This window comes from Arthrobacter sp. BG3 (assembly GCF_056680185.1).
The window spans coordinates 537245-560545 of sequence record NZ_CM155270.1; the positions used below are offsets into that span (position 1 = coordinate 537245).

General features: G+C 67.6%; 19 protein-coding genes and 1 rRNA gene. 4 read left to right on the forward strand and 16 right to left on the reverse strand.

The window, feature by feature from the left end; all coding sequences use genetic code 11:
* Positions 1 to 365: 365 nt before the first annotated feature.
* From AC1MFL_RS02435 to AC1MFL_RS02460, 6 genes are all read right to left on the reverse strand, one after another.
* Positions 366 to 1889, reverse strand: a 16S ribosomal RNA gene (locus AC1MFL_RS02435).
* A 526-nt stretch (positions 1890 to 2415) separates the two neighbouring features.
* Entirely contained in the window at positions 2416 to 3729 is a 1314-nt protein-coding gene (gene tyrS, locus AC1MFL_RS02440; RefSeq protein ID WP_479813190.1) for a tyrosine--tRNA ligase, read from the reverse strand.
* A gap of 181 nt (positions 3730 to 3910) precedes the next feature.
* Entirely contained in the window at positions 3911 to 6139 is a 2229-nt protein-coding gene (locus AC1MFL_RS02445) for a HelD family protein (RefSeq protein ID WP_479813192.1), read from the reverse strand.
* 200 nt (positions 6140 to 6339) lie between these two features.
* Positions 6340 to 6912, reverse strand: a complete 573-nt coding sequence (locus AC1MFL_RS02450; RefSeq protein ID WP_479813193.1) for an adenine phosphoribosyltransferase — start codon at positions 6910 to 6912, stop codon at positions 6340 to 6342.
* Complete coding sequence (locus AC1MFL_RS02455; RefSeq protein ID WP_479813195.1) at positions 6909 to 7526, reverse strand: hypothetical protein; 618 nt, start codon at positions 7524 to 7526, stop codon at positions 6909 to 6911. Before AC1MFL_RS02455 ends, AC1MFL_RS02450 begins: the two co-directional genes overlap by 4 nt.
* Positions 7527 to 7616: 90 nt before the next feature.
* Positions 7617 to 8285, reverse strand: coding sequence for a DNA-3-methyladenine glycosylase (locus AC1MFL_RS02460; RefSeq protein ID WP_479813197.1), 669 nt, complete (start codon positions 8283 to 8285; stop codon positions 7617 to 7619).
* Positions 8286 to 8376: 91 nt separating this feature from the next.
* Between AC1MFL_RS02460 and AC1MFL_RS02465 the strand changes: the two genes are divergently transcribed.
* Both AC1MFL_RS02465 and AC1MFL_RS02470 read left to right on the forward strand, forming a co-directional pair.
* Positions 8377 to 9951 carry an AlkA N-terminal domain-containing protein gene (locus AC1MFL_RS02465; protein ID WP_479813199.1) on the forward strand — a complete coding sequence of 525 codons (1575 nt, stop codon included), beginning with the start codon at positions 8377 to 8379 and terminating at the stop codon, positions 9949 to 9951.
* Entirely contained in the window at positions 9948 to 10469 is a 522-nt protein-coding gene (locus AC1MFL_RS02470) for a methylated-DNA--[protein]-cysteine S-methyltransferase (RefSeq protein ID WP_479813201.1), read from the forward strand. Before AC1MFL_RS02465 ends, AC1MFL_RS02470 begins: the two co-directional genes overlap by 4 nt.
* 57 nt (positions 10470 to 10526) lie before the next feature.
* On the opposite strand, the gene AC1MFL_RS02475 is transcribed toward AC1MFL_RS02470, so the two are convergent.
* From AC1MFL_RS02475 to argC, 10 genes are all read right to left on the reverse strand, one after another.
* Positions 10527 to 11267: a maleylpyruvate isomerase family mycothiol-dependent enzyme gene (locus AC1MFL_RS02475; RefSeq protein WP_479813203.1), complete on the reverse strand. Its 741-nt coding sequence runs from the start codon at positions 11265 to 11267 to the stop codon at positions 10527 to 10529.
* Between the two features lie 37 nt (positions 11268 to 11304).
* Positions 11305 to 11835, reverse strand: coding sequence for a pyridoxine/pyridoxamine 5'-phosphate oxidase (locus tag AC1MFL_RS02480; protein ID WP_479813205.1), 531 nt, complete (start codon positions 11833 to 11835; stop codon positions 11305 to 11307).
* A gap of 80 nt (positions 11836 to 11915) precedes the next feature.
* Positions 11916 to 13361: an argininosuccinate lyase gene (gene argH, locus AC1MFL_RS02485; RefSeq protein WP_479813207.1), complete on the reverse strand. Its 1446-nt coding sequence runs from the start codon at positions 13359 to 13361 to the stop codon at positions 11916 to 11918.
* Positions 13362 to 13366: 5 nt separating this feature from the next.
* The gene (locus tag AC1MFL_RS02490) at positions 13367 to 14572 is read right to left on the reverse strand and encodes an argininosuccinate synthase (RefSeq protein ID WP_479813209.1); all 1206 of its coding nucleotides are present in this window, start codon (positions 14570 to 14572) and stop codon (positions 13367 to 13369) included.
* Positions 14573 to 14707: 135 nt separating this feature from the next.
* Positions 14708 to 15241: an arginine repressor gene (locus tag AC1MFL_RS02495; RefSeq protein WP_226762153.1), complete on the reverse strand. Its 534-nt coding sequence runs from the start codon at positions 15239 to 15241 to the stop codon at positions 14708 to 14710.
* Positions 15241 to 16254 (reverse strand): ornithine carbamoyltransferase, encoded by a 1014-nt coding sequence (gene argF / locus AC1MFL_RS02500; protein WP_479813210.1) that lies wholly within the window; start codon positions 16252 to 16254, stop codon positions 15241 to 15243. Before argF ends, AC1MFL_RS02495 begins: the two co-directional genes overlap by 1 nt.
* A 20-nt stretch (positions 16255 to 16274) precedes the next feature.
* Positions 16275 to 17561 carry an acetylornithine transaminase gene (locus tag AC1MFL_RS02505; RefSeq protein WP_479813212.1) on the reverse strand — a complete coding sequence of 429 codons (1287 nt, stop codon included), beginning with the start codon at positions 17559 to 17561 and terminating at the stop codon, positions 16275 to 16277.
* On the reverse strand, positions 17558 to 18514 hold the full coding sequence (argB, locus tag AC1MFL_RS02510; protein ID WP_226762151.1) for an acetylglutamate kinase: 957 nt from the start codon (positions 18512 to 18514) through the stop codon (positions 17558 to 17560). The genes AC1MFL_RS02505 and argB overlap by 4 nt, the downstream gene beginning before the upstream one ends.
* 24 nt (positions 18515 to 18538) lie before the next feature.
* On the reverse strand, positions 18539 to 19705 hold the full coding sequence (argJ, locus tag AC1MFL_RS02515) for a bifunctional glutamate N-acetyltransferase/amino-acid acetyltransferase ArgJ (protein ID WP_479813214.1): 1167 nt from the start codon (positions 19703 to 19705) through the stop codon (positions 18539 to 18541).
* Positions 19702 to 20733, reverse strand: coding sequence for an N-acetyl-gamma-glutamyl-phosphate reductase (gene argC, locus AC1MFL_RS02520; RefSeq protein ID WP_479813216.1), 1032 nt, complete (start codon positions 20731 to 20733; stop codon positions 19702 to 19704). The genes argJ and argC overlap by 4 nt, the downstream gene beginning before the upstream one ends.
* A 157-nt stretch (positions 20734 to 20890) precedes the next feature.
* Between argC and AC1MFL_RS02525 the strand changes: the two genes are divergently transcribed.
* Positions 20891 to 21982, forward strand: coding sequence for a fatty acid desaturase family protein (locus tag AC1MFL_RS02525; RefSeq protein WP_479813218.1), 1092 nt, complete (start codon positions 20891 to 20893; stop codon positions 21980 to 21982).
* A 239-nt stretch (positions 21983 to 22221) separates the two neighbouring features.
* Positions 22222 to 23187, forward strand: a complete 966-nt coding sequence (locus AC1MFL_RS02530; RefSeq protein ID WP_479813220.1) for a quinone oxidoreductase family protein — start codon at positions 22222 to 22224, stop codon at positions 23185 to 23187.
* Positions 23188 to 23301: the final 114 nt, after the last annotated feature.

Sequence of the window (23301 nt, forward strand, 5' to 3'; positions counted from 1 at the left end):
GTTCTCAAACAACAACCCCAAACCACACACCCCACACACTCTTCGTGCGTGCTCGATGCAGCCAGGAAACCAGAAACAAACAAAACCCGGACCCCGCGGCCTACGCCGCGAACCCCGGCCCTGTTGCCTCAGGACCCAACAGTGTGCCAAACACTAAACCGCCCGTACCCTCCCCGCCACCGTTCCAGGACCACCCCCGAAAGGAGAGTCCGTACTGGGTGCCAGGGAAAAACCGGCGGCCGCTATTCGTTGATATTCCACCCGTGAGCACCCGCCGCAGAACTATCGTCTGCGCAACGGGCGTACTCCTGACAACCCCTCCACACCCGCATACACGGGGCAAGGTGACTGTAGGTGCTCCTTAGAAAGGAGGTGATCCAGCCGCACCTTCCGGTACGGCTACCTTGTTACGACTTAGTCCCAATCGCCAGTCCCACCTTCGACAGCTCCCTCCCACAAGGGGTTAGGCCACCGGCTTCGGGTGTTACCAACTTTCGTGACTTGACGGGCGGTGTGTACAAGGCCCGGGAACGTATTCACCGCAGCGTTGCTGATCTGCGATTACTAGCGACTCCGACTTCATGGGGTCGAGTTGCAGACCCCAATCCGAACTGAGACCGGCTTTTTGGGATTAGCTCCACCTCACAGTATCGCAACCCTTTGTACCGGCCATTGTAGCATGCGTGAAGCCCAAGACATAAGGGGCATGATGATTTGACGTCGTCCCCACCTTCCTCCGAGTTGACCCCGGCAGTCTCCTATGAGTCCCCGCCATAACGCGCTGGCAACATAGAACGAGGGTTGCGCTCGTTGCGGGACTTAACCCAACATCTCACGACACGAGCTGACGACAACCATGCACCACCTGTAAACCGACCGCAAGCGGGGCACCTGTTTCCAGGCGTTTCCGGTTCATGTCAAGCCTTGGTAAGGTTCTTCGCGTTGCATCGAATTAATCCGCATGCTCCGCCGCTTGTGCGGGCCCCCGTCAATTCCTTTGAGTTTTAGCCTTGCGGCCGTACTCCCCAGGCGGGGCACTTAATGCGTTAGCTACGGCGCGGAAAACGTGGAATGTCCCCCACACCTAGTGCCCAACGTTTACGGCATGGACTACCAGGGTATCTAATCCTGTTCGCTCCCCATGCTTTCGCTCCTCAGCGTCAGTTAATGCCCAGAGACCTGCCTTCGCCATCGGTGTTCCTCCTGATATCTGCGCATTTCACCGCTACACCAGGAATTCCAGTCTCCCCTACATCACTCTAGTCTGCCCGTACCCACCGCAGATCCGGAGTTGAGCCCCGGACTTTCACGGCAGACGCGACAAACCGCCTACGAGCTCTTTACGCCCAATAATTCCGGATAACGCTTGCGCCCTACGTATTACCGCGGCTGCTGGCACGTAGTTAGCCGGCGCTTCTTCTGCAGGTACCGTCACTTTCGCTTCTTCCCTACTGAAAGAGGTTTACAACCCGAAGGCCGTCATCCCTCACGCGGCGTCGCTGCATCAGGCTTTCGCCCATTGTGCAATATTCCCCACTGCTGCCTCCCGTAGGAGTCTGGGCCGTGTCTCAGTCCCAGTGTGGCCGGTCACCCTCTCAGGCCGGCTACCCGTCGTCGCCTTGGTGAGCCATTACCTCACCAACAAGCTGATAGGCCGCGAGTCCATCCAAAACCACAATAAAGCTTTCCACCCCCCACCATGCGATGAGGAGTCATATCCGGTATTAGACCCAGTTTCCCAGGCTTATCCCAGAGTTAAGGGCAGGTTACTCACGTGTTACTCACCCGTTCGCCACTAATCCACCAGCAAGCTGGCATCATCGTTCGACTTGCATGTGTTAAGCACGCCGCCAGCGTTCATCCTGAGCCAGGATCAAACTCTCCGTTGAAGTAAAACAGACACACCATGCGCCCCCGGGAAAACGGGATGCACACAATGCACAAAATTTGAAACCAGCTGTAAAAACCAGACCACACCACGGGGTGGCGGATCCAGTCAATTCAACCAATTCAATACAATAAATTGGTATCAACAAACTTGGCACACTATTGAGTTCTCAAACAACAGACACATTCAAAGTACTAACGGACAGAATTCAATATAATTGAATTCTTTCGTTCCGGCTTTTCTTCGCTGCGATATTTCAAGCTTATTTCATTCATATCAACTTTGCAAATCCAGATTTTCATCCAAATTTCATTTGATGGAATAAATAGACCCAGCTAAATGTGAAGCAAATTCTTCATTTCTGCACCCCGTGCTCCGGGGAGCCGAAAGTACTGGAAGAATTGCTTCTCATATTTTTGTTGGGGTTGTCCGCCACTCATCGGTGGCGACTGAGAAAACAATACACGCTCCTTCCCGACCGTGCAACCGGGTCGGGAAGGAGCATGCGGATGGGGCGGGGCACCGTGCTAGGCCGCGGAGACTTCCACCGTTGCCAGATTCTTCTTGCCCCGGCGCACCAGCAGGTAGCGTCCGTGCAGGAGCTGGTCCGCTGCAATAACAGCATCCGGGTCCGACACCTTGGTGTTGTTGACATAGGCGCCACCCTCCCCCACGGTGCGGCGGGCGGCGGATTTGCTGTCCGACAGGCCGGTCGCCACCAGGAGGTCGATAATGCCCAGGCCGGCGGCGTCGACGGCGGCGGACGGGAGTTCGGACGTGGCAGCCCTGAGCGTGGCCTCGTCAAGAGCCGCAAGATCACCGTTGCCGAACAGCGCTGCGGAGGCGGCGATGACTTTCTCCGTGGCGCCCACACCATGGACCAGGGAGGTCACTTCGTAGGCCAGCTTGCGCTGTCCTTCGCGGGCGAAGGGCCGATCGGCAACCGCGGTCTCGAGTGTCTCGATCTCGGCACGGCTCAGGAATGTGAACACCTTCAGGCGTGCCGCAACGTCACTGTCCGCCGTATTGAGCCAGAACTGGTAGAAGGCGTACGGGCTGCACATCTCGGGATCGAGCCAGATGGCGTTGCCCTCGCTCTTGCCGAATTTCGTGCCGTCAGAGTTGGTGATGAGGGGCGTACCCAGCGCGTGGACGTGTTTGCCCTCGACCTTGCGGATGAGGTCGGTGCCGCTGGTGAGGTTGCCCCACTGGTCCGAACCGCCGGTCTGCAGGACACAGCCGTAATCGCGGAACAGCTGGAGGTAGTCCATACCCTGCAGGATCTGGTAGCTGAATTCCGTGTAGCTGATCCCCTCATCGGAATTCAGCCGGTTGGCTACAATGTCTTTCTTGATCATGGTCCCGACCCGGAAGTGTTTGCCGATCCCCCGCAGGAAGTCGATGGCGCTCAACGGAGCGGTCCAGTCCAGGTTGTTGACCATCCGGGCCGCGTTCTCGCCTTCGAAGCTGAGGAAACGCTGGACCTGCTCCTGCAGTTTCCCGACCCATTCGGCGACAGTCTCGGGGGTGTTCAGGACGCGTTCGGCGGTCTGCCGCGGATCGCCGATCAGGCCAGTGGAGCCTCCGACGAGGCCGAGGGGCCGGTGGCCGGCCAGCTGGATCCGGCGCATCAGCAGCAGCTGGACCAGATTTCCCAGATGCAGGCTCGGGGCCGTGGGGTCGAAGCCGCAGTAGTAGGTTGCGGGATCGCCGGCGAGCAGTTTCTCGAGCTCCGCCTCATCTGTTGAGACGTGCACGAGGCCACGCCATTTCAGCTCCTGCCAGACGTTGGCGAAGCTGGGGTCATTCTGCTGGGAACGGAGATCATTTAGCTGGGACACGGAATCTAAGTTAGCAGGATCAGCGCACACCCAGCTCGTGTGACCGTCCGGCGGGCCGGCCGTCGGCGGGTCAGGACCGTCCGGCCGTCAGGCCAAGTGGGTCAGTGACGTCCGGCCGTCAGGCCAAGGGATCAGGGCCGTCCGGCCCGCCGTCAGGCGAACCGGCGCCTGACAGCCGGACTCAGTCCTCGATGCCGGCCGGTACTCCGGCGGCCGCGATGAGGCGCAGCCGCTGGGTGGGACGGGTCATGGCCACATACAGGTCCCCGACGCGGCCGTGCTCATGGTTGAGCATCGCGGACGGCTCCAGCACCACGACGCCGTCGAACTCCAGGCCCTTGGCCTCGCGGGGGCTGATCACCACGATGTCCTGTACGTAGCTGCCGGCGTCCGTGCCGACGCGGCGGCCGTAGACGGCACGCAGGGCGGCGGTCGCCTCCGGGAGGAGTCCGCCGTCGGCGATGACGGCCAGCAGGCCGCCCTCCAGCGCAGCGAGCTCCTCGGGCAGGACCTCCACGAGCTTGTTGATGATCTGGCCCGGCTCGACCCGGTCGATCACGGGCGCCCAGCGGCCTTCCCGGACAGCCTTCGGGGCGGAGACCACCAGTCCGGCCGCGTTGGCCATCCGGGCGGCGGCTTCCGCGATCTGCGAGGGCGTGCGGTAGTTGACGGTGAGCTCTTCAAGCTGCCAGCGGTCGCCGAACATCGGTGCCAGGGCGCCCTGCCAGGAATTGGCGCCGGCCACGGAGCTGGTCTGGGCAATGTCGCCCACGATGGTGAAGGACTTCAGCGGGCAGCGGCGGACCAGCAGGCGCCACTGCATCGGCGACAGCTCCTGGGCCTCGTCCACCACAATGTGCCCGAACGCCCAGCTCCGGTCCGTCGTGGCGCGCTCGGCGGCTGTGAGCCGGGCCTCGCGTTCCTGGTTCTGGTCCACGAGTTCTTCGGCGGAGATCAGGACGTCGACGCCGGCGGTTTCCATGTTGACCAGCGTCTGCTTGGCATTGGCCAGGTCGCGGGCGCGGTCATGCTCCTGCTGGGCCAGTCCCCTGCCTGCGGCTGCGTCGAGTTCGCCGAGGAGTTCGGCGGCCTCGTCCAGCAGCGGCACATCCGCCTCGGTCCACGGGGCGTCCGCGGGCCGGAGCAGCAGTTTGCGCTCGGCCGGGGTGAGCTTCGGGGTGCAGGCCTCCAGGATCGCCGGCCTGCTGAAGAGTTCACCGATGAGCTTCTCCGGTGTCATCGGCATCCAGCACAGGTTCAGGGCGATGCGGACGTCGCGGGCGGAGCGGACGTCCTCGGCCAGGTAGGAGCGGTCGGCGTTGTTACCGATGCTGCCGGCCTCGACAAGTTCCGTCATCTGCTCGGTCAGTTCGCGCAGCAGGATCTTCACGAACGAAACGCGGGCCTCATTGTGCGGCTTGCCGGTGGAACGGGCCCGGTCCCGGGCGCGGCGGACCTGCCGGGGAGTCAGGAGAAGCTTGCGGCCGTCGACCTCGAGGATGCGGTTTTCCGCAGGGATGCGCTGCCGGTTGGACACGGCGTTCGCCACGACCTCGGCCATCTCGAGCCGGCCCTTGATGGCAGCGACCTCGGATTCGGGCTCGGCGACAGCGTGGATGCCGGGCATCAGGCGGCCGACGCTGGCCATCACGACGCCGGTTTCGCCCAGCGATGGCAGCACGCGCTCGATGTACTTCATGAACGACGACGACGGCCCCACCAGCAGGACGCCGGCCGTTTTCAGCCGGTCACGGTGGGTGTAGAGCAGGTAGGCGGCGCGGTGCAGCGCGACGGCGGTCTTGCCGGTACCGGGTCCGCCCTGGACTACGAGGGCACCGGAGATTGAGGAGCGGATGATCCGGTCCTGTTCGGACTGGATGGTCCCGACGATGTCGGACATCCGGCCGGTCCGCTTGGAGTTCAAGGCCGCCAGCAGGGCGCCCTCGCCCTGGAGGGACTCGCTGTCGGCGAGCAGGTCGGCGTCGAGGACGTCATCCTCGATCGCCTTGACCTCGCGGCCCTGCAGGATCAGGTGCCGGCGGCGGCGCACACCCTGCCGGTCGAATGCGGTGGCCTGGTAGAAGTGGCCGGCTTCGGGGGCGCGCCAGTCCAGCATGAGGCGCTGCAGGTCCTCAGTGGTCAGGCCGATGCGGCCGATGTATTGCGCCTCCCCCGAGTCGAGGTCGAGGCGGCCGAACACGAGCCGGTCGTCGACGGCGTCGAGCTGCGCCAGGCGGTCCTCGTAGAGCGCGGCGAAGGCGTCCCGCTCCGAGACGTTCTGCATGGTGCCCACCGCACCGGCGCGCCGTACCTGCGCCAGCTGGGCGCGCTTTTCCGCCCGCAGCTCATCCAGCCGGGCGTAAAGTCCGGCCACATAGTCGCGTTCATGGGCCAAATCAGCGTCGTGCATCGAACGTTCCCCTATCGAAAAAGACAGACCAACCATTCTACAACCATTTCGGTCTCCCCATCGGCACTGTCAGTTTTTGCAGGCATTCTACCGAGGCGCGCGGAGCCGTCCAGCCTTACCTGCGGCCAGTCGCCGGGCGGCCGCACCCCAGTCGCCGGGCGGCCGCACGCCAGTCGCCCGGCGGCCGCAGTGCGGAGGGGCTACAGGCGCAGCAGGGAACTGACCCGGTGGCCGGCCAGGGCCGAGCGGCCACCGAGTTCGCCGAGTTCCAGGACCACGCCGACACCGGCCACCTCGACGCCGCAGCGTTGGAACAGGCGCACGGCGGCGCCGAGCGTGCCACCGGTGGCGAGGACGTCGTCGAGGATCAGGACCCGGCTGCCCGGCGCGAGGTCCGTGGTGTGCAGTTCCAAGGTGGCGTTGCCGTATTCGAGGGCGTAGTCCTCGGAGACCACTTCACGCGGCAATTTCCCGGCCTTGCGCACGGTGATGACGCCGGTGTCGGTGGCGTACGCCGCGGCGGCCGCCAGCAGGAAGCCCCGGGCCTCGACCCCGGCGACGGCGTCGAACTGGCCCCTGAACGGCTCGACCAGGGCGTTCACGACGGCCTTCAGTGCCGTGCCGTCGGCGAAGACCGGGGTCAGGTCCTTGAAGACGATGCCTGGTTTGGGGTAATCGGGGATGGTGGCGCACAGGCTGCTGATCAGCCCGTCCACCGGCGCGGTGGTGTCATTCCCGGTCGTGGTTCTCTGGTGGGGCTCTCGTTGATTCACCCGTCAACCTTACTGGCTGGACCCGCGTCGGTGTCCGGCACAGCCGGGGTCCGCAGGAGGCCGTGCGCGAATCCGTATCTGACGACTTCGAGCGCCTTGCCGAGGGCATGCTCCGCGTCGAACCTTTGGGCCGCCGCTGCACTCATGCGGCCGTAGTCCCTGGCCCATTCCGAACGGTGGAACCGGTCGGCGTCGCCGTGCAGGAGCCGCCCGTAGAGAACGTCCTCGAAAATGTCTCGCCCGTCCTCCGGGGTTGGTGGCGGCATCCCGTGCTGCCGGCCCTGGACCATCTCGGCGGTAAACAGGCCAACAATCTGTTCGGCTCCCTCGGCGAGCCGGCGGTCGGCTGCGTGGTTGCAGAGGCGCAGGGCCCGCACCACGAGCTTGAGGGATACGTGTTCATCCCGGACGATGAACTTGCGCAGCAGGGCCGCACGGAAGAGCTCCACCCACCGCCGGCGCTCCCCCTCGACGGAGTCCGGCTCGACGGAGTCCGGCGGCCCGTCATCGGCGGTGAACAGCTCGACCATCCGGAAGTAGTCGGCGGCGAGCTTCTCAAAGATCTCGAGCCGTTCGAGCTCGCTGCTTGGTTTCCCGCGTTTGCCCTCACCCATTGCCCTCACCCATCAGTGTTCACCCTCCCCCGTACTTCCGCCTCGCCGTTGCCGGCCCCTGGGGATCCGCCAGCACCCGTCGGCGCCCCGCTAGGCCGGGCGCGCCTTCGCCGCCTTGTAACGGGAGACGGTCGGGTCCCCGCGCAGCCAAAACCGCCAGGGGTAGTCATGGGTGCCCCCGGCGCCGGAGACCCCTACGCGGGGGCCCGAGCCGATGTCCCCGGCCGGTCCGGCCGGAAGTTCCAGCCGGAACGGGGCCGCGAGGGCGTCCCGGCCGCTGTCCGCCGTCGTGATGCCGAGTGCTGTGGCGAGCCGGGCCGGGCCGCTCGCCAGGTCTTTCGGGGATTTCGACGTCGGCCGGCGGCGGAGAGCCACCTCCTCCCCGGCCACGATCTCACCGGCCCGCAGCAGCACCGCCGAGGCGGTGCCTTCGGGGCCGCATACGAGGTTGGCGCAGTGGTGCAGGCCGTAGGTGAAATAGACGTACAGATGGCCGGCCGGGCCGAACATCGGGGCGTTGCGCGCGGTGGCGCCGCGGAAGGTGTGCGAGCCGGGGTCCGGGTGCAGCGAGTCGTGCGGGCCCAGGTAGGCTTCCACCTCGGTGATCCGCACGGACACGGTCCCGTCGCGCCCCTCATGCGTCAGCACCGCCCCGAGCAGCAGCGGCGCCACCTGCCGGGCGTCGGCGGACAGCAGCTCCCGCAGCCCGTCGGCAGATAGTCCGCGGCCGGGCACCGTGGCAGGAGGCATCAAACCCATGCTCCGACTTTAACAAACGCACCGCCGTCCCCTCCACGGCCGTGTCCGATTTCCGCTAGCAGCGGTCCCGCGAAGCTGGCAGGATGAACTCATGGACTTCTGGCAGCGCTACCGGGCAATCGATGCCCGGGACACCCGGTTCGACGGGCAGTTCTACACCGCTGTCCGAACCACGGGCATTTATTGCCGGCCCTCCTGCCCGGCCCGGACCCCCAAAGCGGGGAATGTGACTTTCTATGAGACGTCCGCCGCCGCGCACGAGGCGGGCTACCGGGCCTGCAAACGCTGCCTGCCGGAGGCCGTCCCGGGCACGCCGGCCTGGAACCTGCGCTCCGACGTCGCGGGACGGGCCATGCGGCTGATCAACGACGGTGTGATCAACCGTGACGGTGTGGAGGGGCTCGCGGCCCGGCTGGGCTACTCCTCGCGCCAGCTCAACCGGATCCTGAGCCACGAGCTCGGTGCGGGGCCGCTGTCCCTGGCCAGGGCCACCCGGGCCCAGACCGCCCGCACTCTGCTCGTCTCCACCACGATGAAGCTGGCCGACATTGCCTTCGCCGCCGGCTTCAGCAGCGTGCGCCAGTTCAACGAGACGATCGGCGAGGTCTTCGCCATGACCCCGTCGGCGCTGCGGGCCACCGCCCGGCACCCGCGGTCGCCGGCTGCGGCCGCGGTGTCGTCAACGGCGCTGACCCTCAACCTTCCGTACCGGGAGCCGTTCGATCCGGGCGTCTTTGCTTTCCTCGCTGTCCGTGCCGTCCCTGGCATCGAGGAGGGAACCGCCAGTTCCTATGCCCGGACGCTGCGGCTCGCCCACGGGGATGCCCGTTTCCGGGTGAACTACGACACCGGCGCCCCCGGCCGTCCCCTGGTGCTGACGATCGGCGCCGTCGACCTGCGGGATCTGCCCTCCCTGCTGAGCCGGGTCCGCCGGCTGCTGGACCTCGACGCCGACCCGGTCGCCATCGACGGCGCGCTGGGGTCCGATCCGCGGCTGGCCGCCAGCGTCTCGGCCGCTGCCGGCATCAGGATGCCAGGGGCGGTGGACCCGCAGGAGCTGCTGATCCGGGCGATGATCGGCCAGCAGATCACCGTCGCCGCGGCCCGGACGGCCCTGACCGCACTGTCCGCGGCCGGGAGCGGAAGCCAGGTTCCGGGGGACGGGCTGGACCGGCTGTTCCCCACCGCGGCGCAGATCGCGGAGACCGGCTTCACGCTGCTCCGCGGCCCGCAGCGGCGCATCGACTCCGTCCGTGGTGCCGCCGCCGCGATGGCCTCCGGAGACCTCGATTTAGGCTACGGCGATGACCTGCCCGGGCTGGAGGCCAAACTGCTTCCCCTCGCAGGGGTCGGCCCGTGGACAGTCGGATACGTCGCGATGCGCGTCATCGGCGCCCCCGATATCTTTCTGGCCAACGACGCGGCCGTGCGGAACGGGATCCGCGCCCTCGCGCCGGCATCCGGCGGCACCGCGGTGACCCCCGAATCGAGCCTGAGCCCTGACTTCCGTGAACTCAGCCCCTGGCGCTCCTACGCCACGATGCACCTTTGGCGCGCGGCAGCGTCCGCCCGGCCCGCGGGGCGGTCCGCATCCCGTGCGCCGCAGACACCGCTGCAGACCCCGACACAGGCACCAGCGCAGACTCCGAAGAAAGCGAAACAATGAACGCCCAGTTGCTGACCCTGTCCACCCCGGACGGTCCTTTCACCATCATTGCCCGTGACGGCGCCGTGCTGTCATCCGGCTGGACCGCCGATCCCGGCGAGCTGACCGGTCAGATCCACGCGGACCTGCTGCCGGGCGCACTGGAGACCGTCACGGGGCTGGGTGCGATCTCCGACGCCGTGGAGGAGTTCTACTCCGGAAATCCGGGACCGGCCATGGCGGTGCCGGTGCTGCAGAAATCCGGGCCGTTCCGGGGCCATGCCTGGGAGATGCTCCGGACAGTCCCGCCGGGACACCCCGTGACCTACACCGAGTACGCGGAGCTCGCCGGGAATGTGAAGGCCGTGCGCGCCGCGGCCAGCGCCTGTGCCTTCAACGCGGCCGCGCTGTTCGTGCCCTGCCACCGGGTGATCCGCACCGACGGCAGCCTGGGCGGCTTCCGCTGGGGCCTGGCCATCAAGGAAAGCCTGCTGGACCGGGAAAACGCGCAGGCGCTCCAACAATCCGCGCCGAGGTGACATTCCGCGCCCATGTTGCGGCAGATCGTGGGCGCGAAGTCGCACCTCGCGGGGCTGTCAGCGGGTCGCCGGCACCCCGGCCGGCCACGGCAGCAGCGCGGGGAGGTCGACGCCGTCGGCCGCCGCGGTGGCGCGGAGGCTGCCGAGCGTGGGCGTGCGTCCCGCCAGCCAGGCCGCGATGTCGGTCAGCATCCCGTTGATGGCTGTCGACCGGCCGCCGGGGGTACCGATGGCCACGGGCGGCAGGCCGAGCGGCTGGAGGACAAACCGCTGGCCCTCCGGTACCCGCGCGGTCAGGAAGTCGAAGAGGTGCTCGCAGAACGGCCGGCTCCAGGTTTCCGGGCCGCGGCCGGTCCCGAGGTCGGTGGCGTGGATGACGAGCTCGCGCCACAGGGCCAGGCCGCCGTCGACGACGACTCCCCCGCGGTAGCTGATGGGCGCCTGCCAGCCGGCATCGTCCAGCGCTTCGAACGCGCGCAGGGCCCGGTCCAGGGCGGCATCGACGTCGGCCCGGTGTTCCGCCGGGGTGTGCCCGGCGGCCATCTCGATGGCGCGGGTCCGGCCTTCGTAGCCGCCGTCGTAGAGCTCGATGCTTTCCCCGCGGGCGGCGAATTCGAGCTGGCGGGCCATCGCGTTGGCGATGCCGCTGATGTGGGCCAGGACGTGGCCGCGGGTCCAGCCCGGCAGGTCCGAGGGCGCCTTGATGTCCGCGTCGGAGAAGGTGGCGGTGATTCCGGCCACGGCGTTGGCGGCCTTGCGGAGTTCTGCCAGGAGTTGTTCCGGGGTGATGGTGGTCATGGCGATCATCCTAACCGGGCAGCCTGAATATTCCGGATCAGTTCAAGGACGCCTGGCCGTAGCGGTGGCGGATGTGCCGCCGGTCGTGCCGGGCCTGCCAGAACTCGATCTCGCGCGGCCGCAGGGCATACAGCTGCCAGTCCGGGTTGTCGCTGCCGTCCGCACCGGGGCGGGCGTGCCAGTCGGACGCGGACGCCGCCGCGGACAGCTCAACGACACCGCCGGCGACGCGGACCTGCCGGCCCTGCTGCTGCCAGTAGAAGTTCAGTGCGGCCTGCGGGTTCGCCGAGAGTTCCCGGCCCTTCCGTGAGGCGCGGGACGTCGCGAAGTGCCAGCCGTCCTCGTCGATGTCCTTCAGGATCAGCATCCGGGACGAGGGCCGCCCGAGCTCGTCGGCCGTGGCCAGGCTGCAGGCGTTGGGCGCCGGGACACCGGCAGCCAGCGCCGCGTCGAGCCACTGCCGGAACAGTTCCGCCGGGTCAGCGGGCGCACCGGCCGGGTCGAAGTCCGGAAGCAGTTCGGGAAAGTCCGGCAGGGCGCGGAGGTACTCGCGGAGGGATTCGCTCATCCGCCTACCTTAACGAAGAAAGTCCCTGCAGGCACGGCCACCGTGGCCGTGCCTGCCGGGACTTTCGCCGCCCGCCCCTGTTATCCCGCGTACCCGCGGACGCCGGCAAGCTCGGCTTCGAGGGCCAGCAACTGGCGCTCGACGGCGGCCGGTGCGGTGCCGCCCTGGGAGTTCCGGCTGTTGAGCGAGCCCTGGGTGCTGAGGACCGTGCGGACCTCCGGCGTCAGGTGCTCCGAGATCGCGGCGTATTCCTGGTCGGTGAGGTCCCAGAGTTCGACACCGCGGCTTTCGGCCTGTTTGACAGCGGAACCGGAGAGCTCATGCGCCTCACGGAACGGAACCCCCTGGCGGACCAGCCATTCGGCGATGTCCGTGGCAAGCGCGAAGCCCTGCGGCGCCAGCGATTCCATCCGTTCGGTGTTGAACGTCAATGTCGCGATCATGCCGGAAACGGCCGGGAGCAGGACCTCGAGCGTGTCGGCGGCGTCGAAGACCGGTTCCTTGTCCTCCTGCAGGTCGCGGTTGTACGCGAGCGGCAGGCCCTTCAGCGTGGCCAGCAGCCCGGTCAGGTTGCCGATCAGCCGGCCGGCCTTTCCGCGTGCGAGTTCCGCGACGTCCGGGTTCTTCTTCTGCGGCATGATCGAGGATCCGGTGGAGTAGGAATCGTGCAGGGTCACGAAGGAGAACTCCTTGGTGGCCCAGAGGATGACTTCCTCCGACACGCGGGAAAGGTCCACGCCGATCATGGCCGTGATCCACGCGAACTCGGCGAAGACGTCGCGGGAGGCGGTGCCGTCGATCGAGTTGTGCGTGGCCGAGAAGAATCCGAGTTCCGCGGCCACGGCTTCCGGGTCCAGGCCCAGCGAGGAGCCGGCGAGGGCGCCGGAGCCGTAGGGCGAGACGCCGGCGCGCTTGTCCCAGTCCTGGAAGCGCTGCACATCGCGCAGCAGCGCCCAGGCGTGGGCCAGCAGGTGGTGGCTGAGCAGCACCGGCTGGGCGTGCTGGAGGTGCGTGCGGCCCGGCATGGCCACGCCCTGGTGCGCTTTGGCCTGCTCCACGAGGGCATCGATCGTGGCAAGCACGCCGCGGGCGATGATCCTGGCGTGGTCGCGCAGGAACATCCGCCCCAGCGTGGCCACCTGGTCGTTGCGGGACCGGCCGGCCCGGAGCTTGCCGCCGAGCTGGGTGCCGGCGCGCTCGATGAGTCCGCGTTCCAGTGAACCGTGCACGTCCTCGTCGGACTCTGCGGGCAGGTAGGCCCCGGAGGCGACGTCCGCATCCAGCCGGTCCAGGGCGTCGAGCATGCCCGCCAGTTCGGCGTCGTCGAGCAGGCCGGCCTTGTGCAGCACGCGGGCGTGCGCCTTGGATCCGGCGATGTCGTAACGGGCGAGCCGCCAGTCAAAATGCGTGGACTTGCTCAGGGCAGCGAGGGCGTCTGCGGGGCCGCCGGCAAAGCGGCCGCCCCAGAGGGCGCCCGTGTTGGTCCCCGAGCGCGCCCCCGACTCGGTGGTTTCGGACTCAGCCACCGGGGCTACTTTCCGTTGACGCGGATGTCGCGGCCGGAGGCGACCTTGGCGGACATGCCCCACAGTTCGATGAAGCCGCGCGCCATCGACTGGTCGAAGGTGTCACCTGTGTCGTAGGTGGCAAGGTCGAAGTCGTAGAGCGAGGTGTCCGAGCGGCGTCCGTTGACGATCGCCTGGCCGCCGTGCAGCACCATGCGGATGTCGCCGGTGACGTAGCGCTGGGTGTCCTCGATGAAAGCGTCGAGGGAGCGCTTGAGCGGCGAGAACCACTGGCCGTCGTAGACCAGCTCGGACCAGCGCTGGCCGACCGTGGCTTTGAAACGGGCCTGCTCGCGCTCGATCGTGATGTCCTCGAGGTGCTTGTGCGCGGTGATGAGGGCCATCGCACCCGGTGCCTCGTAGATTTCGCGGGACTTGATGCCGACGAGGCGGTCCTCGACGACGTCGATCCGGCCGACGCCCTGGGCGCCGGCGCGGCGGTTGAGTTCCTTGATGGCCTGCAGCGGGGTGACCTTGACGCCGTCGATCGCTACCGGGACGCCGGCCTCGAAGGAGATGGTGACCTCGTCCGGCGCCGGCGGGAATTCCGGGGTGGCCGTGTAGTCGTAGATGTCCTTGGTGGGGGCGTTCCAGATGTCCTCGAGGTAGCCGGTTTCGACGGCGCGGCCCCAGACGTTCTGGTCGATGGAGTACGGGTTCTTTTTGGTGGTCTCGATCGGCAGCCCCTTTTCCTCGGCGAAGGCGATGGCCTTGTCGCGGGTCAGGGCGAGGTCGCGGACCGGTGCGATGCACTTCAGGTCCGGGCCGAGGGTCTGGATGCCGACTTCGAAGCGGACCTGGTCGTTGCCCTTGCCCGTGCAGCCGTGGGCCACGGTGGTGGCGCCGAATTCACGGGCCGCCTTGACCAGGTGCTTGACGATCACCGGGCGCGAAATCGCGGAGACCAGCGGGTAGTGGCCCTGGTAGAGGGCGTTGGCCTTCAGCGTGGGCATGCAGTACTCGTTGGCGAATTCGTCGCTCGCGTCGGCCACATAGGCCTCGACGGCGCCGCAGCCGAGGGCGCGCTGGCGGATCGTCTCCAGCGACTCGCCGCCCTGTCCGACGTCAACCGCCACAGCGATGACCTCGGCGCCGGTCGCTTCACCGATCCAGCCGATGGCTACGGAAGTATCCAGGCCACCGGAGTAGGCCAGCACAATACGCTCAGTCACTTCAAATGCTCCTTAGTTGTTTGGGAAAAAGGCTGTTTGGGAAAGTTGTCAGGAAAAATTCGGGTCAAGCTTGTCCACTGAAAGCCTGTCACATCCCGGTGGCGGGCCCAATCTTCAATATGGTCCTGCGGGCGCTCAGCCGGTGCCGGCTTCCTCGGCCAGCTGCAGGAACCGGGCGGCCATCTCCGCCCCGCCGAGCGGATCGCGGGTGACCAGCAGCACGGTGTCGTCCCCGGCGATGGTGCCCAGGATCGACGGCATGACCGAGTGGTCGATGGCCAGGGCCAGGAAGTTGGCCGCGCCGGGAGGCGTCCGCAGCACCACAATGTTCGCCGACGCTTCGGCGGTGACCAGCAGTTCCCCGCAGAGCCGGGCCAGCCGCGCGTCGAGGATCTCCTGGGTGACGCCGCTCTTGGCCGCCCGCTCCCCGCCCTCGCCCGGCACCGCGTACACGAGCACGCCTTCCTTGCCGCGGACCCGGACGGCGCCGAGCTCGACGAGGTCCCGGGACAGCGTGGCCTGGGTCACCTGGACGCCGTCGTCCGCGAGCAGCGCGGCGAGTTCGGCCTGCGAGCGGACCGATTCACCGGTCAGGATCGCGGTGATCCGCGCCTGCCGGGCCGTTTTGGTGGCTGGGCTGGCCCCCGGGGAGGCCGGCTGCACGGACATTATCCGAGTCCCTCTAACGGCGCCAGCCCCTCAACCGGCGCCAGCCCCTCGACAATAGCCAGTCCGGAGCGGTGCATCAGCCAGGCCATCAGGGCCTTCTGGGCGTGCAGCCGGTTTTCGGCCTCGTCCCAGACGACGGACTGCGGGCCGTCGATCACTGCGCCGGCGATCTCGTAGCCGCGGTAGGCGGGCAGGCAGTGCAGCACGACCGCGTCCGGCGCCGCGAGCTTCATTGCGGCTTCGTCCACGGCGTAGCCGCGGAAGAGCTGCAGCCGGGCTTCCTTTTCGTCTTCCTGGCCCATGGACACCCAGGTGTCGGTGGCGACGACGTCGGCGCCGAGCAGCGCCTCGGCAGCGTCCACTGTGACGAGTACCGAGCCGCCGGTCTCCGCCGCACGGTCCTCGGCCGCTGCGATGATCTCCGGGGAGGGCAGGTAGCCGTCGGGGCCGGCGACGCGGACATGCATGCCCGCGGTGACGCCGGCGAGCAGGTAGGAGTTGGCCATGTTGTTGGCGGAGTCGCCAAGGTAGCTCATCGTGAGGCCCTTGAGGTCGCCCTTGTGTTCCTTGATGGTGAGCAGGTCGGCGAGGAGCTGGCAGGGGTGGTAGTCATCGCACAGGGCGTTGATGACCGGCACGCGGGAGTTTGCGGCCATGGCGACGAGCCCGGAGTGGGCCCCGGTGCGCCAGACGATGGTGGATACCATGCGCTCCAGGACCTTGGCGGTGTCCTCGACGGATTCCTTGTGGCCGATCTGCGCCTCGCCGGGGTTGATGATGAGCGCGTTGCCGCCCATGTCGGCCACGCCGGTGGCGAAGGAGACCCTGGTCCGGGTGGAGGTCTTGTCGAAGATCACGGCGACGGTCTTGCGGCCGCTGCCTTCCGCGGCGAAGGGCTGCACGCTGTAGGGGGCAGCCTTCATCCGGAGGGCGAGGTCCAGGACCTCGGCCTGCTCGGCTGGGGTGAGGTCGGTGTCCTTGAGGAAGTGGCGGACCCGGCTGTTGGAAGTCACGGTCGAAGTTTCAGTCGCTGTCACTGGGCGTCCTTTGCGGTCTGGAGGAGGGCGGGCAGTGCCGCGAGGAAGCGGTCGGCCTGTTCGGTGGTGAGGATCAGCGGCGGCGCGAGGCGGATCGTGTGCGGGCCGGGGCTGTTGACGATGAAGCCCGCCTCGAGGCCGGCGGTCACAACGGCCGGGGCGACGTCGGCGTTGAGGTCGAAGCCAATCAGCAGCCCTTCGCCGCGGACCCCGGTGACGCCGTCGACGGCCGCCAGGCCCACCCGCAGGTGCTCCCCCACCGTCCGGGCGTGGTCCAGGATCTGCTGGTTTTCGAGGACGTGCAGGGTGGCCAGGGCCGCGGCGGTGGCGACCGGGTTGCCGCCGAACGTCGTGCCGTGCTGTCCGGCGGTGAGCAGCGATGACGTCTCCGGGCCAAAGGTGACGAGGGCGCCGATCGGGAAGCCGCCGCCGAGGCCTTTGGCGAGGGTGACGGCGTCGGGCACGATCCCGGCGTCCCCGCTCGCCAGCCACTTGCCGGTACGGCCGATCCCGGTCTGGACCTCGTCGAGGATCAGCAGGGCCCCGGCGGCGCTGGTGGCCTCCCGGGCGGCTTTCAGGTAGCCGGCGGGCAGCGGCCGGACGCCGGCCTCGCCCTGGATCGGTTCCAGGAACACCGCGGCGACCGTCTCGTCCACTGCGGCGCGGAGCGCGTCAATGTCGCCGAAGGGGATGTGTTCGACGCCGCCGGGCAGCGGCGCGAACGGCGCCCGGTAGGCTTCCTTCGCGGTGAGCGCCAGGGCGCCCATGGTGCGGCCGTGGAAGGCGCCTTCAAGCGCGATGATCCGGGTCCGCGGCTTGTCTGTGCTGTCCGGGCTGGCGCCCGTGTTCCGGCGGGCCAGCTTGAAGGCGGCCTCCACGGCTTCGGTGCCGGAGTTGGCGAAGAACACCTTGGAACCTGCCGGGGCCCTGGTGATGTCCAGCAGTTTCTCGGCCAGCGCGATCTGGGTGGGGCTGGTGAAGAAGTTGGAGACGTGCCCCAGGGTGGCGAGCTGGCTGGAGATCACCGAGGTGACGAAGGGGTGCGCGTGGCCGAGGGCGTTGACCGCGATCCCGCCGAGCAGGTCCAGGTATTCCTTGCCGTCGGCGTCCCAGACCAGGCAGCCGGAGCCGCGGACCAGGACCCGCTGCGGGGTGCCGAAGACGCCCAGCAGCGAGGAGGAGTAGCGGGCCAGCCACTGAGCGCCGGTGGCGTGGGAATGGACGAGCTCCCCCACCGGGGAGTGCTCGAGATCCGTGGAAGATGCTGCTTCGGTCTGGTTCATTTGCTTTCCTCGTCCGGGACGACCTGCGTGCCGATGCCCGCCGTCGTGAAGGTTTCCAGCAGCATCGAGTGCGGCAGCCTGCCGTCCACGATGTGTGCTCGTTCGACGCCGCCTTCGACGGCTTTGAGGCAGGCTTCCATCTTCGGGATCATGCCTGACTCCAGCCGCGGCAGCAGCTCGCGCAGTTCCGACGCGGTGAGTGAGGAAATCAGCGAGGAACGGTCCGGCCAGTTGGCGAAGAGCCCCTCGACGTCGGTGAGGATCACCAGCTTGGAGGCGCCGAGCGCTTCGGCCAGGGCCGCGGCGGCGGTGTCGGCGTTGACGTTGAGCACCTGGCCGGTCGTCTGCGCCTGTTTGGTTGCTGCGTCAAGGCTTCCGTCGTCGAAGATCTCCGGCGCCACCGTGGAGATCACCGGGATCCGGCCGGCCGCGACGATGTCCAGGATCCCCTCGGGGTTCACGCCGATCACTTCACCGACCAGGCCCAGGTCCACCTCTTCGCCGTCCACAACGGTGCCGGTGCGGACCGCGCGGAGCAGTCCGCCGTCCTCCCCGGACATCCCGACGGCGTACGGGCCGTGCGAGTTGATCAGGCCCACGAGTTCGCGGCCGACCTGGCCGGTGAGGACCATGCGGACCACGTCCATGGCCTCGGGCGTGGTGACCCGCAGGCCGCCCTTGAACTCCGATTCGATGCCGAGCCGGCTGAGCATGGCGTTGATCTGCGGGCCGCCGCCGTGCACGACCACGGGATGGATCCCGACGTGGTGCAGGAAGACGACGTCCTCGGCGAAGGCCCGGCGGAGCTCGTCGTTGACCATGGCGTTGCCGCCGTACTTGATCACCATGGTGGTGCCGGCGAAGCGCTGGATCCAGGGCAGGGCCTCGATCAGCGTTTCGGCTTTGCTCTGGGCATCCTTCATCGAGGTGGTCTCGCGGGTCTGGGTGTTCATGCTGGTCGTCCCTCCGGGAACTGCCTAGCTGGAGTAGGCGCTGTTTTCGTGGACGTATTCGTGGGTGAGGTCGTTCGTCCAGATCGTCGCCTCGGCCTCGCCGGCCTGGAGGTCGATCTCGACCAGGACCTCGCGGGGTTCCAGGTCCACGAGGCCGCGGTCATCGCCGATGCTGCCGTTGCGGCAGATCTGGACGCCGTTCATGGACACATTGAGCTGGTCGGGCTCGAAGGCCGCGTCCGTGGTGCCCACAGCGGAGAGCACACGGCCCCAGTTGGGGTCCTTGCCGAAAATCGCGGCCTTGAAAAGGTTGGAGCGGGCCACGGCCCTGCTGACCACTTCCGCGTCCTTTTCGCTTGCGGCGTTGAAAGTGCGGATCGCGATGTCGTGGCTGGCGCCTTCGGCGTCGCCGATCAGCTTGCGGGCCAGTTCCGCACAGACCTGGGTCAGCCCCGTGCCGAAATCGACGGCGGACGGTACGGCGCCGGAGGCCGCGGAGGCCAGCAGCACCACAGTGTCGTTCGTGGACATGCAGCCGTCGGAGTCCGCCCGGTCAAAGGTGACCCGGGTGGCATCGCGGAGCACGACGTCGAGCATCTCCGGCTGGACGTCCGCGTCCGTGGTGAGGACCACCAGCATGGTGGCGAGCCCAGGGGCGAGCATGCCGGCGCCCTTGGCCATGCCGCCGATGGTGAATTCCTTGCCGTCGGCGTCGGCGCCGATGAAGACCGCCTGCTTCGGCACGGAGTCTGTCGTCATGATCGCGGTGGCGGCGTCGGGTCCGCCGTCCTCGCTGAGCGCAGCGGTGGCGGCGCCGATCCCGGCGAGGATCTTGTCCATCGGGAGCTGCTCGCCGATCAGGCCGGTGGAGCAGACGAAGACGTCGGTGGCGGAGGCGCCCAGCGCCTCGGCCGTCTTCTCGGCGGTGGTGTGCGTGTTCTGGAAACCCTGCGGCCCGGTGCAGGCGTTGGCTCCGCCGGAGTTCAGGATGACGGCGTCCACCCGGCCGTCCTTGATCACCTCGCGGGACCAGTGCACGGGGGCTGCGGCCATCCGGTTGGAGGTGAACACGGCTGCGGCGGCCTTGGAGGGGCCGTCGTTGACCACGAGGGCCAGGTCCGGCTTGCCGGAGGCCTTCAGGCCGGCTGTGACGCCGGCGGCGCGGAATCCCTTGGGGACGGTGATGCTCATGGTGCGACTCCCTGCAGTTCGAGGCCGGCGGTTTCCGCCAGGCCGAGGGCAATGTTCATTGACTGCACGGCCCCGCCGGCAGTCCCCTTGGTCAGGTTGTCGATGGCGCAGGTGACGATCAAGCGGCCGGTGTGCGCGTCGAGCGCCAGTTGCATGACGGCGTGGTTGGAACCCTGCACGGACTTGGTGGAGGGCCAGCGGCCTTCGGGCAGCAGGTGCACGAACGGCTCGTCGTCGTAGGCCTCGGCCCAGGCGCGGCGGAGTTCCTCCTCGGTGACGCCGGGCCGGACCTTGGCCGTGGCGGTGGTGAGGATGCCCCGGCTCATGGGGGCCAGGGTGGGCGTGAAGGACACGGTGACCGGAGCGTTGAGGGCCTTCGAGAGTCCCTGTTCGATCTCCGGGGTGTGCCGGTGCCCGCCGCCCACGCCGTACGGGCTCATCGAGCCCATGACCTCGGCCCCGATCAGGTTGACCTTGGCGGCTTTGCCGGCCCCGGAGGTGCCGGAGGCGGCGACGATGACGACGTCGTCCGCCTGCAGCAGGTGGTTGCTGAAGCCCGGAGTGAGGGCCAGCAGGGCCGACGTCGGGTAGCAGCCGGGGACGGCGATCCGCTTGGCGCCGCGGAGCACCTCGCGCTGACCGGGAAGCTCCGGGAGCCCGTAGGGCCAGGTTCCGGCGTGCGGCGAACCGTAGAACTTCTCCCAGGCGGCCGCATCCTCCAGGCGGTGGTCGGCGCCGGCGTCGATCACGACGGTGCCGGCCGGCAGCTGGGCCGCGATCTCCGCCGACGCACCATGCGGAAGGGCCAGGAACACGACATCGTGTCCGGACAGGTTCTCCACCGTGGTGTCTTCGAGGATGCGGCTGGCCAGACCGTGGAGATGGGGCTGCAATTCCCCTAGTCTGGAACCGGCGTTGCTGTGCGCTGTGATGGCGCCGATGGTGACGTCGGGGTGGCCGGCGAGGAGCCGCAGCACCTCGCCGCCGGCATAACCGCTTGCGCCGGAAACGGCAACAGAAATAGTCATAACAAGCACTATACAGCAAGAGTATGCATAGATGCCGATATTTATGCATACGATTCTGCGCGTCCCGGAGCGTATGCTTGGTATAGGGTGACCCCCAACCGTGCAGTCCGAGTGTCGGGCGCCGCGTTGCCCGCAACAGTTTCGAGGCACGCGCTACATGACCCCCACCACCGCCACGCCGACGCGACCCAAATCGCGTATCAGTCAGCCGAACGCCGTCGTCCTGAGCTATTCGGAACTCCTGAAGACCGTCAAGGCCGCGGGCCTGCTGGAACGCCGCGTCGGATTCTACGTCACGGTGTTCTCCGTCCTGGTCCTCCTGATGACCGCCACCTGGGTCGGCTTCGCGCTGATCGGTGACAGCTGGTTCCAGCTCCTCATCGCCGCAGCCCTGGGCATCCTCTGCACCCAGCTGAGCTTCCTGGCCCACGAGGCCGGGCACCGGCAGATCTTCGCGTCCCGCCGGGCCAACGACTGGGCCGCACGGCTGCTGGCCACCTCGGTAGCCGGGATGAGCTACTCCTGGTGGGAGCAGAAGCACGGCGCGCACCACAACCACCCCAACGTGATTTCGAAGGACCCCGATATCGCCACCGGCGCGATCGCGTTCTTCCCGGAAGCCGCGGCCACCCGGCAGGGCCGGTTTTCGTTCCTCACCCGCAAGCAGGGCTGGCTCTTCTTCCCGCTGCTGTTCCTCGTGGGCCTGGGCCTGCAGATCGACTCGGTCAAGTTCGTCTTCCAGCGCGCCAAGGTCACGCACCGCTGGGTTGAAATCCCGATCCTCGTGGTCCGCCTCAGCCTGCTTCCGGTGCTCGCGTTCACCTTCCTGCCGTGGGGCATGGCGCTGGCGTTCATCGCGGTGCAGCTCGCCGTCTTCGGCTTTTACATGGGGGCCTCCTTCGCCCCGAACCACAAGGGCATGCCGGTCCTGCCGGCCGACAGCCGCGTGGACTTCTTCAGCCGCCAGGTGCTGACCTCCCGGAACATCTCCGGCGGCCGCTTCATGGACATCCTGCTGGGCGGCCTCAACCGCCAGGCCGAGCATCATCTCTTTCCCGACATGGCCCGCCCGCAGCTCGACAAGGCAGCCGTGATCGTCCGCGAGTTCTGCGCCAAGCACCAGGTTCCCTACACGGAAACCACGCTGCTGCAGTCCTACGGCATCATCGTGCGCTACCTCAATGAGGTCGGCCTCTCCGCCGGGCGCCACTTCGAATGCCCGATGGCCACCGTCACCCGCCGCTACTAGGCGGCGCCGGCCTCGCCGCGGACCTGGATTCCGTCCGCAGCAGGCCCTGGTTTCCATTTTGACCCGAAGTTCTTGACCCGAAGTGACGGCCGGTATCCGGCCGTCACTTCGTCGTTGGCGCCGGGGGTATCTAGGATGGGTGCAGGATCAAGGCCTGGAACTCCCGGCAGCTCAACGTCAGCCCGGAAAGTTCAGCCCCGGAATTCAGAGCGGAATTTTCAGACCAGGCAAGGAGACACATGATGCATGCAATCGTCGCCCGCGAGGCCGGAGGCCCCGGAGTCCTCACGCTGGCCGAAGTGGAACGTCCGGTTCCGGGTCCCGGCCAGCTGCTGGTCAAGGTCGCCGCCGTCGGAGTGAACTTCATCGACACCTACAAGCGCAGCGGCACGTACAAGGTCCATTACCCCTTCACCCCCGGATCCGAGGCCTCGGGCACCGTCGAGGAACTCGGCGACGGCGTCACCGGGTTCTCCCCGGGCGACCGCGTGGCCACGGCCGAAGGCATCAACTGCTACGCCGGCTTTGCCCTCATCGACGGGGACAAGGCGCTGCCGGTCCCCCATGGCGTGGACGACTTCACCGCCGCCGCCCTGCCGCTGCAGGGCATCACCGCGCACTACCTGATCAATTCCTCCTTCAAGGTCGAACCCGGCCACACTGTCCTGCTCCACGCCGGGGCCGGCGGCGTTGGCCTGCTGCTGATCCAGCTGCTGAAGGCCCGCGGCGCACGGGTGATCACCACCGTCTCGACGGACGACAAGGAACGGCTGGCCCGCGAGGCCGGCGCCGACCATGTGCTGCGCTACGACGGTTTCGCCGCCAAGGTCCGGGAACTGACCGAGGGGACCGGCGCTGACGTGGTGTATGACGGCGTCGGCAAGGACACCTTCGACGGATCCCTCGACGCCCTGCGCATCCGCGGCACCCTGGTGCTTTTCGGTGCCGCCTCCGGGCCTGTGCCGCCCGTCGACCCGCAGCGCCTCAACACCGGCGGCTCGCTGTACCTGACCCGGCCGACGATCGCCCACTTCCTGCGCGACGCGCAGGAACGGCGCTGGCGCTCGGACGAGTTGTTCGCCGCCGTCGCCGACGGAAGCCTCAAGGTCCGAATTGGCGCCCGCTACGACCTGGCCGAAGCCGCCCAGGCCCACGATGACCTGGAACAGCGCCGCACCACCGGCAAGGTCATCCTGGTTCCGTAGGTCCTGATCCGCAGGCGTCCGGCAACACATTAGGGAAACAGCGTGCGAACCTCGGGGCCGGGGCGGAGTATTAACACAAAGCGAATCCGGACACCTTCCATTCACCTCAACCGG